Origin of the sequence: Agrobacterium genomosp. 13 str. CFBP 6927 (genome assembly GCA_900012615.1) — a bacterium.
Taxonomy (GTDB): Bacteria; Pseudomonadota; Alphaproteobacteria; order Rhizobiales; family Rhizobiaceae; genus Agrobacterium.
Genome location: LT009756.1, coordinates 986,480 through 998,904 on the forward strand (window position 1 = coordinate 986,480; position 12,425 = coordinate 998,904).

The 12,425-nt window shown below is 59.8% G+C and carries 15 protein-coding genes; 5 read left to right on the plus strand and 10 right to left on the minus strand.

Annotation, left to right across the window (positions count from 1 at the left end):
- Positions 1–113: 113 nt before the first annotated feature.
- Positions 114–1,673: a VOC family protein gene (locus tag AGR13A_RS04950; RefSeq protein ID WP_080834000.1), complete on the minus strand. Its 1,560-nt coding sequence runs from the start codon at positions 1,671–1,673 to the stop codon at positions 114–116.
- Positions 1,674–1,963: 290 nt separating this feature from the next.
- Between AGR13A_RS04950 and AGR13A_RS04955 the strand changes: the two genes are divergently transcribed.
- The 3 genes from AGR13A_RS04955 (at position 1,964) to AGR13A_RS04965 (ending at position 4,797) form a co-directional block, all read left to right on the plus strand.
- Positions 1,964–3,007: an ABC transporter substrate-binding protein gene (locus AGR13A_RS04955; protein ID WP_035218027.1), complete on the plus strand. Its 1,044-nt coding sequence runs from the start codon at positions 1,964–1,966 to the stop codon at positions 3,005–3,007.
- A gap of 186 nt (positions 3,008–3,193) precedes the next feature.
- Positions 3,194–3,982 (plus strand): ABC transporter ATP-binding protein, encoded by a 789-nt coding sequence (locus AGR13A_RS04960; protein WP_167377412.1) that lies wholly within the window; start codon positions 3,194–3,196, stop codon positions 3,980–3,982.
- The gene (locus AGR13A_RS04965; RefSeq protein WP_080834002.1) at positions 3,979–4,797 is read left to right on the plus strand and encodes an ABC transporter permease; all 819 of its coding nucleotides are present in this window, start codon (positions 3,979–3,981) and stop codon (positions 4,795–4,797) included. Before AGR13A_RS04960 ends, AGR13A_RS04965 begins: the two co-directional genes overlap by 4 nt.
- Positions 4,798–5,000: 203 nt before the next feature.
- Here the strand turns inward: AGR13A_RS04965 and AGR13A_RS04970 are convergent, their stop codons facing one another.
- From AGR13A_RS04970 to AGR13A_RS05010, 9 genes are all read right to left on the minus strand, one after another.
- Positions 5,001–5,678 (minus strand): ZinT family metal-binding protein, encoded by a 678-nt coding sequence (locus AGR13A_RS04970; protein WP_080834004.1) that lies wholly within the window; start codon positions 5,676–5,678, stop codon positions 5,001–5,003.
- Between the two features lie 195 nt (positions 5,679–5,873).
- A complete protein-coding gene (locus tag AGR13A_RS04975; protein WP_035218021.1) occupies positions 5,874–6,695 on the minus strand; it encodes a mechanosensitive ion channel family protein in 822 nt (273 codons plus the stop codon).
- A gap of 79 nt (positions 6,696–6,774) precedes the next feature.
- Positions 6,775–7,293: a tyrosine phosphatase family protein gene (locus AGR13A_RS04980; protein WP_080834006.1), complete on the minus strand. Its 519-nt coding sequence runs from the start codon at positions 7,291–7,293 to the stop codon at positions 6,775–6,777.
- Positions 7,290–7,913 carry a YfbR-like 5'-deoxynucleotidase gene (locus AGR13A_RS04985; RefSeq protein ID WP_167377413.1) on the minus strand — a complete coding sequence of 208 codons (624 nt, stop codon included), beginning with the start codon at positions 7,911–7,913 and terminating at the stop codon, positions 7,290–7,292. Before AGR13A_RS04985 ends, AGR13A_RS04980 begins: the two co-directional genes overlap by 4 nt.
- Positions 7,914–7,915: 2 nt before the next feature.
- Positions 7,916–8,764 carry a CAF17-like 4Fe-4S cluster assembly/insertion protein YgfZ gene (ygfZ, locus tag AGR13A_RS04990; protein ID WP_080836557.1) on the minus strand — a complete coding sequence of 283 codons (849 nt, stop codon included), beginning with the start codon at positions 8,762–8,764 and terminating at the stop codon, positions 7,916–7,918.
- Between the two features lie 188 nt (positions 8,765–8,952).
- The gene (locus AGR13A_RS04995) at positions 8,953–9,720 is read right to left on the minus strand and encodes a hypothetical protein (RefSeq protein ID WP_080834008.1); all 768 of its coding nucleotides are present in this window, start codon (positions 9,718–9,720) and stop codon (positions 8,953–8,955) included.
- Between the two features lie 14 nt (positions 9,721–9,734).
- A complete protein-coding gene (locus tag AGR13A_RS05000; RefSeq protein ID WP_003496894.1) occupies positions 9,735–9,992 on the minus strand; it encodes a hypothetical protein in 258 nt (85 codons plus the stop codon).
- 105 nt (positions 9,993–10,097) lie between these two features.
- Positions 10,098–10,538: a TIGR02301 family protein gene (locus AGR13A_RS05005; RefSeq protein WP_080834010.1), complete on the minus strand. Its 441-nt coding sequence runs from the start codon at positions 10,536–10,538 to the stop codon at positions 10,098–10,100.
- A gap of 98 nt (positions 10,539–10,636) precedes the next feature.
- Positions 10,637–11,053: an NUDIX hydrolase gene (locus AGR13A_RS05010; RefSeq protein ID WP_035218014.1), complete on the minus strand. Its 417-nt coding sequence runs from the start codon at positions 11,051–11,053 to the stop codon at positions 10,637–10,639.
- A 151-nt stretch (positions 11,054–11,204) separates the two neighbouring features.
- Here AGR13A_RS05010 and AGR13A_RS05015 point away from each other — a divergent pair, with 151 nt between their 5' ends.
- Positions 11,205–11,528, plus strand: coding sequence for a YnfA family protein (locus tag AGR13A_RS05015; RefSeq protein ID WP_080834012.1), 324 nt, complete (start codon positions 11,205–11,207; stop codon positions 11,526–11,528).
- 10 nt (positions 11,529–11,538) lie between these two features.
- On the plus strand, positions 11,539–12,300 hold the full coding sequence (locus AGR13A_RS05020; RefSeq protein WP_080834014.1) for an SOS response-associated peptidase: 762 nt from the start codon (positions 11,539–11,541) through the stop codon (positions 12,298–12,300).
- Positions 12,301–12,425: the final 125 nt, after the last annotated feature.

A 12,425-nucleotide genomic window follows, 5' to 3' on the forward strand; every position in this document is an offset into this window, starting at 1 on the left:
CAAGCTCTCGGTTTATCGCTGACGTTGCCCCCTCATCCCGCTGCCGCGGACTTCTCCCCGGCGGGGAGAAGAAACACGCGGTGCCCGCTCGATCCAGCTATCGCCACTTCGGATCAGGAAGCCTCCGCAAGCCAGCGCCGCGCCGCCTCGATATCTGCAAGCCCAAGCTCGTGTCCGTCATCCACCGTTTCCACCCCGGCCTGCGCGCCGCTGGAGGAAATCCTGTCTCGCAGCTCCGTCGCCTTGTCGCGATATTTATCGCGTTCGCCGGCCACAAGCAGGAAGTTCCGCCCGGAAAGATCGGTTTCCGGCCAGGTTTCGAGAACCGGCATCGGCCGATAGAGTAGCGCGTCTCCGGCAAGCTCCGGATAAAGCGCTGCAAAGGCGGTATAGAAATTCGCACCATTGGAATGGCCGACAAAACGAAGCCTCGAAGGATCAAGGCCATAGGACCGGATCGCGCTATCGACAAAGGCGGCAAAGGCTTCCGCCTCGGAGACGATATCCTTCTGGTCGAAGCTGAAATCGGGATAACGGCGGAACCAGCGGGCGACGTCCTCTTCCGTGCTGCGGCCGCGAACGCCGAGAAGCGTGGCCGCCGGTGCCGCCCGGTGCGCCAACGGCATCAGGCTCGTCTCGCTGCCGCCGGAACCGTGCAGCAGTATGAGGGTGCTACCGTCAGGCTTTTCGGGCGTATAGAAGCGGTGCACGAAGGGGAGGTCGCGATAGACGATACGCTCTTCGCCGGGCATCGAGAATTGCGGCAGCGCGACGCGCACATCCGCCTCATCCTTCATGAAAAGCGGCGGAATGAACAGCTTTTCGCCAAGCGCTTCCAGGGGCTCGTCAACGGTCATGCCGGGCGCGTCGGTCGCCATTTCGATCAGCACTCCACCCGGTTCGCGGACATAAAGCGAATGGAAATATTTTCGGTCATGGGCATTGGTGGTGCTGGAATTCAGCGATTTCAATTCACCCAGCACGGCGTTCAGCTCATCCAGATCCTGCGCGCGGAAAGCGATATGATCGACGGTGCCGGTGCCCGGCGCGCTGGACCAGAAGCCGGTGGCGTCACGCACGTCGATAATGTCATCGCTTTTCGAAACGAGCCGGCGGATAGCGCCCGTCTGGCTTTCCTGCTGGTAACCGAAATATTTTGTGAGGAAAGCCACCGTTTCTTCCGGCACCTCGCTCAGCACGGTTGCGCCATAGATGCGGCGAATGGCGTCTTCTGCCGGAATGTCGTTGGTCACATGCGGCGTGGCATCTGCGAAGGCGTGGGTGCCGACCAGCTTGACGATGAGGCCATCAGGGTCTTTCAGCCGGATGACCGGGGCGCCGAATTCGTCGGATGGTCCCTCGGCGCGGATGCCGAATTTCAGCGCCCGCGTCAGCCAGAAACCGATGCTGGCGGGATCGATCGCCAGCGACACTTCCAGTGTCTGGCCATAACCCACACGGCCCTGGCCGCCATCTTCCCAGACCAGAAAGGTCAGCAGTGAACCGGGCGAGGCGATATCGTCGCCATAGAGCAGATGAAGCTGCATGGCGTCTTCGAAGCCGGCCGTGCGCTTGGCCAGCCTTAAACCCAGGAAGCCGGCGTAAAAATCGACATTCGCCTGCACCTTCCGGGTGATCATGGTGATGTGGTGTATGCCCAGTGCAGAATTCATCGTGCCGTCCCGTCGTTTTGTCTGCCATTCGTGGCTCTATTTGTCTTACCCTGCACCTGATCCGCAACCCCGGCAAATGAGAACGCTGTGTTCTCTGCATGAACGGAATTACCCTGGCTTCGTTGCATGCGAGATGGGCAGAGATAGGGCTTTTTGCCTCCATATCAATCAATGATGCATATAAAATAAGCATACAAAATAACGGCTATTTTGTATGCAATTTTATCTTGCCTTGAGGGCTGGAATTGGGTCTTATGCAACCAATCCAACAAAACCATCAGGGGGAATAGATGATGTTAACGCGCAGGTTGTTGTCCAGGGCTCTGGCCATTGCCGCTGTCGGCGCTGCCGCCGGATTTACGCTGCCCGTAACGGGCGCTCATGCCGAAACGCCGGTGAAATTCACGCTCGACTGGAAGTTCGAAGGTCCCGCCGCCGGCTTCCTGCTGGCGCTCGACAAGGGATACTTCAAGGCTGAAGGCCTCGACGTGACGATCGACAGCGGCAACGGCTCGGTGGAAGCCATTCCGCGCGTCGCGACCGGCGCCTACCAGATGGGTTTCGGCGACATCAATTCGGTGATGAAGTTCCTCGATGAGGATCCGAGCCAGAAGATCAAGGCCGTCTACATGGTCTATGAACGCCCGACATTTGCCGTTGTCGGCCGCAAGTCGCTCGGCGTCACCGGCGATCCGAAGTCGCTGGAAGGCAAGAAGCTCGGCGCGCCGCCGCCGGATGGCGCCTTTGCGCAATGGCCTGCCTTCAAACAGGTCGCCGGGCTTGATGACAGCAAGATCAAGATCGAATCGATCGGCTTTCCCGTGCGTGAGCCGATGCTGGCCAAGGGCGATGTCGATGCCGTTTTCGGTTTTGCCTTTTCGGTGATCCTCAACTTGAAGAAGCAGGGCATTGCCGATGACGATATCTCGACCATTTTGATGGCCGAGCACGGCTTGAATCTCTATGGCAATGCGGTGCTGGTAAACACTGATTTCGCTGAGAAAAACCCCGATGCCGTCAAGGGTTTCCTGAAGGCGCTGGCCAAGGGCTTCGCCGATTCCGTCAAAACCCCGGAAGAGGGCGTGGCGGCCGTGCTCAAGCGCAATGAAACGCTCGACAGCGCCATCGAGCTCGAACGTCTCAACATGGCCAACAGCATGAACATCAAGACGCCCTATGTGGTGGCAAACGGCATGGGCGGTGTTGATCCGGCAAGGCTCGCCGCCTCCGTCGAGACGTTGAAAGTCTCGCTTGGGCTCAAGGGTAACGTCAAGGCGGATCAGGTCTTCGACGCAACCTACCTCCCGGCCAAGGAAGAGCGCATGCTTCCCTGATGGAGATTTGGGGGTGGCATCTGTTTGGCGCCTTGAGTGGCGGACTTTCTCCACGTCATCCTCACCCTTGACCCGAGGATCCATCGGCGGCTGGAATAGTGGATCCTCGGGTCAAGCCCGAGGATGACGAAATAGAGGTGTGGCGCTCGATGCCTCGATGCGCACGCCGAAAAAATGGGGACTGCGATGTCACATCTCGTGGAAATAGACAATGTCGACATGCGCTACGGCGGGTCGGCCGGCACGCTGGCCGTATCCGGCCTTAATCTGACGGTCGACAAGGGTGAGTTCGCGGCCGTCGTCGGCCCCTCGGGCTGTGGCAAGTCGACGCTGATGAAGCTGGTGACAGGGCTGCATATTCCGCAGAAGGGCAATGTCATCGTTGCCGGGCGGCAGGTCACGGAGCCGGTTTCCATCGTCGGCATGGCGTTTCAGAACCCGACAATGCTGCCCTGGCGCACCACGCTGGAAAACATCCTGCTACCGCTGGAGATCGTCGAGAAACATCGCCGACGCCTGCGCGCCCATAAGGCTGAATATGTCGCGAAAGCAGAGCGGCTGCTGGAGATTGTCGGTCTCAAAGGCTTCGGCTCCAAATATCCCTGGCAGCTTTCCGGCGGCATGCAGCAGCGCGCCAATCTGTGCCGCGCCTTGATTCACGAGCCGGATCTCCTGATGCTGGATGAACCCTTCGGCGCGCTCGACGCCTTCACCCGCGAGGAATTATGGTGCGTCATCCGCGATCTGCACGCGGCGCAACGCGTCACCATCATCCTTGTGACCCATGATCTGCGCGAAGCGACCTTTCTGGCTGACAAGATTTTCGTGATGAGCGCAAGGCCCGGCCGTGTGCTGGCCGAGCACCGCGTGCCGTTTGCCCGTCCGCGCCAGCTCGATATCATGTATGACAGGGGCTTCAACGACATGGTGCAGGAACTGCATGGCGAGATCGCGCAGGCGAGGGTGGCAGCATGAGCGCGATTGTTGAAAGCACCGTGGCGGCCGCACGGCGCAAGCCCCTGATCGACCGGGTCAACTGGGTGAAAGCCGCCCCCTGGCTTTATACGCTGGCGCTGTTCCTGCTGTGGGAATTGCTGGTCTATGCGCTGAAAATGCCGCCGACCATTCTGCCGTCACCGGTCAGGGTCGGACAGGCCATCGTGCAATATTGGTCGCCGATCTGGAAGAATTCGCTGCAGACCCTTTATACAACGACGCTGGGCTTCGCCCTTGCGGTGGCCGCCGGTCTCGCCATCGGCCTCTTTATCGGCTGGTCGAAAACCATCTATGCCGGGCTCTATCCGCTGATGATCGGCTTTAACGCCATCCCGAAAGTGGCGCTGGTGCCGATCCTCGTCATCTGGTTTGGCATTGGCACCGTGCCTGCGGTTCTCACCGCCTTCCTGATCTCCTTCTTCCCGATTGTCGTCAACGTCGCGACCGGCCTTGCCACCATCGAGCCGGAAACGGAGGATGTGCTGCGCGCACTCGGTGCAAAGAAGATGGACATCATGCTGAAGGTCGGCATTCCGCGTTCCATGCCTTATTTCTTCGGCTCCCTGAAAATCGCCATCACGCTCGCCTTCGTCGGCTCGGTCGTCTCGGAAACCGTCGCCTCGAATTATGGCCTTGGCAATATGATGAGTTCGGCGCAGAGCCAGTTCAACGTACCGCTGGTCTTCGCCGGCCTGCTGATGCTCGCCGTGGAAGGCATCGTCATGTACGCGATCATGGCCTGGCTTGAAAAGCGCATGACCGGCTGGGCGCATCGTTCGACCATGGGGCAGTGAGCGCTCCCCGCTTGTTTCTTCTCCCCGAGGGGGAGAAGGTGGCCCGAAGGGTCGGATGAGGGGGCAACGTTGCCGAATATCTCGACCCTCGACCCCTCATCCCGCTGCCGCGACCTTCTCCTCGGCGGGGAGAAGGCGAAAACCTCACGCGCTCGCTGTGACGGAAATAGTCTTCTCACAGCGCTAGCTTTAAGTCTCGGCGCTCAATGCGCCGCCATTTCCTTCACGATCTCGGGGCCGTCCATCATGAAGGGATAGTAGGTCGGCCAATTGGTCACTTCGTCGAGCAGCGCCTTGCGGTCATTGCCCCAATAAAGGTGGTAATGGCCGGCCTTGGCAGGCGCGATGGTGTGGTCGCTGAACTGGACGAATTGCGGAGCTGCGGCATCTCCAATGGTCTTCTTGAAAATGTACCTGACACCGCGATTGCCCTTCTTGTAGGTCAGGATTTCGTAGCCGTCGGCGGCATAGGTAGCCTCAACGGGCTTGGCTCCGCGATAGAAGGAAAAGCTGTTGCCCTTGATGATGATACGATTGACGTCCGTCTTGTAGCCAATGGCATAATAAGCGCGGTATTCTTCGGCGCTCTTGTCGCCATGCGCCGCTTTTTCCGCCATCACCGGGTCGAGGGAGCCGTTCAGCAGATAGGGGTAGACCGACTGCCAGTCGCCTTCCCAGTCGGAAAGCGTGCGCGGCTTCACCTGGGCATCCTCGAAATAACCCTTGTATATCTGCTTTTCGGCTTCGGTCTGGCCATGGCTGTGATCGTGGCTATGAGCGGAGGAAGCCTTGTCTTTGCCGGCCGCCAGTGCCGAGGCTGTCGTCAGCAGCATGGAACCGATTGCAAGCGCGCCGGTGACGCGGGTGATCGTTTTTTGCATTCTTCTGGCCCTTCGTGTCTATAAAGCGAAAATAAGTTATGTAATAACATTACGATCACGTCGTATAAACACGTCTATCTGTAGACGCAAGGTGCCTGCCATCATCTCAGCCTGAAAACGACGAAAGCCGGCTGAGCGCCGGCTATCCTGTCTGGAGAAAGCTTGAGAAAGGGATCTGGTCAGGAAACGCTGTTCTCAGGCGGGTTGCACGCTTATGTTCGCCTTACGCTCGTCGAAAGCGAGTTTCATCGCCTTCGTCACCTCACGCGTGGTCACGAAATAATTGTCGCTGCGCACCCAATAGCGCAATTTCACCGTGGCGCTGTCGGCGCTGATCGAATCGACGAAGGTAACGGGGGCGGGGTCCAGCAACACCCGGCTTTCCGAACGCACCACGCGCATCAGCATGTCCTGCGCCGCACCCATATCCTCGTCATTCTTGACCGTCAGGCTCAATTCGTGGCGGCGCGAGGGGAAGCGGCTGTAATTGGTGATCGGCACGTTCCACAGCGTGGAATTGGGCGCGAGGCGGTAAAGCCCGTCGCTGGTCTTAAGCTCGGTCGCAAAGAGCCCGATTTCCATGACCGTTCCGCTGACCGAGCTTGTCTCGATATATTCGCCGACCCGGAAAGGGCGCAGTACCAGAAGCATGATGCCGGCGGCGATGTTCTGTAACGTGCCCTGCAGCGCAAGGCCGATGGCGAGACCGGCGGCGCCGAGCGCGGCGAGAATGGAGGCCGTCTGCACCCCGAACTGGCCGAGCACCATGACCAGTACCAGAATGAGCACCACGTAACGAATGGCGCCTGCGAAGAAACCGGCAAGCGTCGCATCGAAGCCGCGGATGCGCGACAGGCCCTGAAAAGCCCAGCGCTGCAGGAATGTGGCGGCCAGCCAGCCGACGATGAGCAGCAGAAGCGCGCCGACGATCGAGAAGGAATATTGCACCGCAAGCGCACTCGCCTGCCGCACCGCGGCCTGCGATGCGACGATGATATCGGTTGCCTGTTGTTCCATGAATTATCCCGTGATTTTCATTGCTGTTCAGGGTTGGTAACGACTGGGTGCCGCAGGGGTTCCGCAAAAATGGATGCTGTCAGGCACTGAGCGGCAATATGAACGGCACGTTGCCATCCGTATCCGCGCCCCTGCCGATTGCCTTGATCGCCTTGACCAGCCTGCCGTCCCGCCCGAGCAGCCGGTCGCCAATGGCGATGATGCGGGCATTCGGCGTGGCATAGGGCGAGGCGGCGCGCAGGCTGAGAGCAAGCGCCATCTCGTCCTGATCCGGGTTGAGGCTGAGCGCTGCGATGACGGCAGCGGCGGGTGAGCGCGACACCCCCATCCAGCAATGGATGAGCAGCGGCGCCGACTGGTCCCATTCCCGCGCGAAATCGATCAGCTTCTGCACATGCGCGTCATCGGGCGCGATGAGATCGCCCGTGCCCTTGAAGGCGATATCGTTCATGACAAGCGTCAGATGCCGCTCGGCAGCTATCACCGCCGGGCGGTGAAAGCTTTGCTCTTTGGCGATCAGCGTCACCATTTCGCGGGCCTTGTGCTTCACGGCCATTTCCGCGATCCGCGATAGCGGCGATACGACAATGGCCGTCATGTCGCGCTCCCGGTCTTGACCGCGCGCAGCGCCTCGATTGCATCGAAACGTGCGATGAACAGCCTCTGTGCTTCGGTAGAGGGAAGCGGCGTGATGTCGAACATGTCGCGGGTAATGCCGCGGGGCAGTCCGAAGAATTTCTGTGCCTCGGCAATGGAAAAGCCGGCAAGCTCCGTCGCCTCGAAAAAGGCGGCAACCGTATCCGCCTTCTTGATGCGGTCCTTCAATTCGCGCGACGCGTGCGGCGGCAGGCCGAAGCGCAGATGCACAGCCGCTTCCAGTCGTTTTTCGACGGTTTTGTAACCGCCGCCGACAACCGATTTGAACGGCGAGATCATGTCGCCGATGACATATTCAGGGGCATCATGCAGAAGCGCCATCTGCATATCGTCGGGCGTGGCACTCGTGCACATGCGGCAGAAGATGGTTTCCACGATAAGGCAATGCTGGGCGACGGAAAAGGCGTGATCGCCGCGCGTCTGGCCATTCCAGCGGGCGACGCGGGCAAGACCATGAGCGATATCGGCGATTTCCACATCAAGCGGCGAAGGATCGAGCAGATCAAGCCGCCGCCCGGAAAGCATGCGCTGCCAGGCGCGCGGACTTTTTGCAGGCGCCACGCTTATTCCTCCGCCCGTGTTGCCGGGTCAGCCGCCGGGAAGGAGATGCCGGTCCAGGCCGGCAGGGTCACTGAGACGGTGATGTCATCCGCAAGCAAAGGCGTGCCGGAGGCAAGCGCATCGGCAATGCGGTCGATCCGCACGATGGCAAGTGCCTTGCTGCCGCAAATGGTTCCAAGCGCGCCGACAGGTTTTCCGTTGGCGGTAATCTCCGTCCCGGTGGCGGGAAGATCGCCGTCCGCGGTAACGGTAACGACGCGCCGCCGTGCCGTGCCGCGATGCTTCATACGCGAGACCACCTCCTGCCCGACAAAGCAGCCCTTTTTGAAGGAGACGCCGTCATTCACATCCATCAGCACGTCATGGGGAAAAGCGTCCTGCAGCGGATAATCCCGGCCGGATTCGGCAATGCCGTGGTCGATGCGCAGGGCGTCATAGGCGGCGGCCTCTCCGGAGGCCGATGCGCCCGCAACGCGGAACAGATCGATACCGGCCTTGGCGAAACGGCCATCCCGCACACCGGCTTCAGGCGCGGTTTCATTCCAGAACAGGCTCATGCCTTCCACGGGCTCGAGTTTGAGGTCGACGGGTGCGCGCAGCTTGTACATGGTAAGGCGGCGCAGCAGCGCATCCTGTTCGTCAGCACCCGTTTCGATCAGATAATCCGGCCCATCGCGCGTTATCAGGAAATCGAACAGGATCTTGCCCTGCGGCGTCAGAAGTGCCGAGGCGCGGGCCTCTCCCTGCGGCAGATTTTCAACATCAGCCGTAATCAGATTGTTCAGAAACTCCCCGGCGCCTGTGCCGGAAACTCTGATCAGGCGGCGGTCGGCAAGAAAGGCGGAAGGCATGGCGTCACCGTTCGGTTCATCGAGTGCATGCCCGGCCAGGGTTGCTCCGGGCAGCCCAGGGCGATTGCGGATATGCTCTCTTTTGTTCTCGCGCAATTCCCGGCGCAAATCAGCAACGCGCTTTGGCCGGGAAGCTCATTTCGAACAGTTAGGATTTTTGCAAAAGAACGGCAAGCGCTGCGATGCGATCAATCGCCGGCGGTGAAGAACTTCCATTTGCCATCAGGCGAGATGCCGATGCGGTAAAAGCTGTAATTGCCGTATTCCTGCATGTCCGCCAGGTCACCCGCCGTAATGATGCGCAGAAGCTCCACCTTTTCCGGTGCGGTCAGCGTATTGAGCGGCTTGCCGGCGAAATAGGGGAAAACATAGGCCTCATCGGGCGTACCGGCGTCGACATGAGCATAACCGGTCGACAGCAGGTCGATGATGATCGCCAGTACCTCAAGGCCGTCGGGATCGCCCGAATAGCTTTTCAGCGCCGCGATCGGATCCTCGCCGTCATTGCCGTCTATCCGGAATTCTTTCTGGCCGGCCGCGATGAAGGGTCGCAATTTTTCAATATCGCCCGATGCGGCCGCGTCCATGATCTCCTGGCGCAGCTTGCGCACGGCTTCCGGTGCCTTGGAAATGTCATGCTCGATCACGACGGACATTTCAGGGGCATTGTCCGGAGTAGCAGGCTTCTGGTTTGCCTGACCGGCGGAACGGTCGACCAGCGGATCGGGCAGGGGAATACCTTCCGAATCGCCTTCGATCTCATCCGGCTCCGTCGGCTGGGGCTGCTGCGGCTCTCCGCCGTTTTGGGCCTGCGGCTCGCTTTCGGTATTTTGCGCCGGTTTCAGCTCGGAAAGGGCAAGGGCACGGCTTGGCAAGCCAATGGACCCCGCGGTCAGGGCAAGCAGGATGGACAGCATGGCGGAAGAGCGCAAAAGCCCCTTGCTCAGGCAAGACATGATAGACCCCTGCTTTACTGTATCACCCGCTGCGGAGAAAATTCGCCTTCAAGCATGCGCTGGCGCAGCGATTCCAGCATTGCTTCAGCGCCGGCCTCGCCATGCATGCGAATGGTTTCGCGCATGGCCAGAGCGATTGCGGCATCGGCGATGATCTCCGGCTCGATGCCGTCGGCCATGCCGTCAGCCCATGCCTCGTTCTGGTGTTCCAGAGCGACCTGCATCTTTTCATGCACGATCATATCGTCGATTTCGTTACGGCTCGTCTGCATTTTTCATCCTCGACAGGGCGGGCAAGTCCTTACCACCCTGTTAACAACACTATCAGTCTTTTATCAAAACGGCACGGCCTGCGGCGAAAAGAGGTTAATAAACCGCTAATTTCCGAACCTGGACGCGATTTCCTGAGCAAGTGTTGCCCCTTCGTTACGGTAGCTCTCTTCTGCCATGACAGCGGCGCGTGTGCAACTGGTGTGGATGGCCGCAAAGGAGCGGTATCCACGGTTGAATGCAGCCGTCATGCGCTGACGCCGCTCGGGCTCGTTGGCTGTGTCCGCAGCCAGAAGATCGCTCATGGATCTGCGCCAGTCCTCTGGACCGGAGGAGGGGCACAGGGTTCTCAAATATTGCACCGCTCCCAATATTTCCGAAAGCCGGGCCAGCCTGTCGTCATAGGGGGCAGGTTTGGGCGGCTGCGCCTCCGGCGGGCGTGCCTCCTTGGAAATGGCATTGGAAGGCTGCGCATAAGCGACGCCCACTTGCCCGGCCATGGTCAACATGGTCAGCAAAAGAGACAGGAAAATGGTTGGTCGCATCAAAATTATAGTCTGCCCCACACATACTCGTGAACTGTTGGCTCGTGAACATCCGGCGGGCGGATGGGTCCTAGATAATCGCGATTCTGGCTGGCTGGCAATCATGCAAGCAGACGCTCGGCACATTCCACCACACTTTCAGGAGCTGGCAGCCGGCGTATTTCCGCCAATGTGTACCAGCCCGCATCCGCAGCATCATCCGCTGCTGTCACCGCCGGGTTTGCATCAGTCTCCACGGTGAAGACGGAGAGGAAATAGTGGCTCGTCAGCGTGCCCTGCGCATCGTGCGACGGCAGATCATAGGTCGCGAATAATTGCGGTTTGCGTGCGACGATACCGGTTTCCTCGTGAAGTTCGCGAAGCGCCGTCTCTGCCGGTGTTTCCCCCTCTTCGCCGCGCCCGCCCGGAAAGGCGAACATGTCCTTGGAAGGTGGATTGATGCGGCGAACGAGCAGCAGGCGGTCTCCATTCCTGACGATCGCGGATGAGGCGGGGCGGGGCTTGATACGAAGGGTCATGAATGCTTTCGTCTGTCTCAGCCATTTGTGGCCTGTCTATGGGTGCATGGACCCGGTGAACCGAATATGCACCGCGCAAAAATCGATTCCGGTTTCTGCAGCGATGTTATAGTCGGGAATCGGTTGGATTGTGCACGCAGAAGACGGTGGAATGAAGGTCTATCTTATTTATGTTCTGGCCGCCCTTGCCGAAATTGCCGGTTGCTTTTCCTTCTGGGCCTGGCTGAAACTCGGCAAGACGGGGTGGGTATTGCTGCCGGGTATGCTGGCGCTCGCCGCTTTTGCCTGGCTTTTGACATTGGTGCCGACAGAGGCGGCGGGCAGGGCCTATGCCGCCTATGGCGGGATTTATATTGCCGCATCGCTGTTCTGGCTCTGGGGCGTTGAAGGGCATGTGCCGGATAAATGGGATGTCGCCGGCGGGGCCGTCTGCCTTGCAGGCACCGCCCTTATTCTATTCGGCCCGCGCAGCTGAGGAGACGAGAATGTGCGGACGTTTCGTCCTGAAAGCGACGCCGGAAGAAATCGCCGACTATCTTGATCTGATCGGCCTTGAGGATTTTCCCGCCCGCTTCAACATCGCGCCCACGCAACCGATTCTGGTGGTGCTGGAAGGTGAGCGACAGGAGCGGGGCAGCAACCTGCCCAACCGTCGGGCCGTGCTGGTGCGCTGGGGGTTCATGCCCGGCTGGGTGAAGGACCCCAAGGACTTTCCTCTGCTTATCAATGCGCGCTCGGAAACGGCCATCGGCAAGGCATCCTTCCGCGCCGCCATGCGCCATCGTCGCGTGCTTGTGCCAGCAACCGGCTTTTACGAATGGCGACGCCCTCCCAAAGAGGAGGGTGGCAAACCCCAACCCTATTTCATTCGCCCGAAAAATGGTGGCATCGTCGCTTTTGCCGGCCTTATGGAAACATGGTCTTCCGCCGACGGATCCGAGGTCGATACCGGCGCGATCCTCACCACCGCCGCCAATAGCGCAATCGGCCGCATCCACGACCGCATGCCGGTGGTGATCGCGCCAGAGGATTTCAGCCGCTGGCTGGACTGCAAGACACAGGAGCCCCGCGAAGTGGCCGATCTGATGCGGCCGGTTCAGGATGATTTTTTTGAAATGATCCCGGTATCGGACAGGGTCAACAAGGTCGCCAATGTCGGTGCCGACCTCATCGAGCCGGTGCCGGAAAGCGCACCGCTGGCAAAGATCAAGCCGCCGAAGGACGAGGGGCAGATGTCGCTGTTTTGATGTGCCGGCTGGACATTTGCGAGTAATCGTTCTGGCTCGACGTTGCCGGGTATTTCTTCTCCCCGTCCGGGGAGAAGGTGGCCCGAAGGGTCGGATGAGGGGGCAACGCCAGCGATATGCGGAGA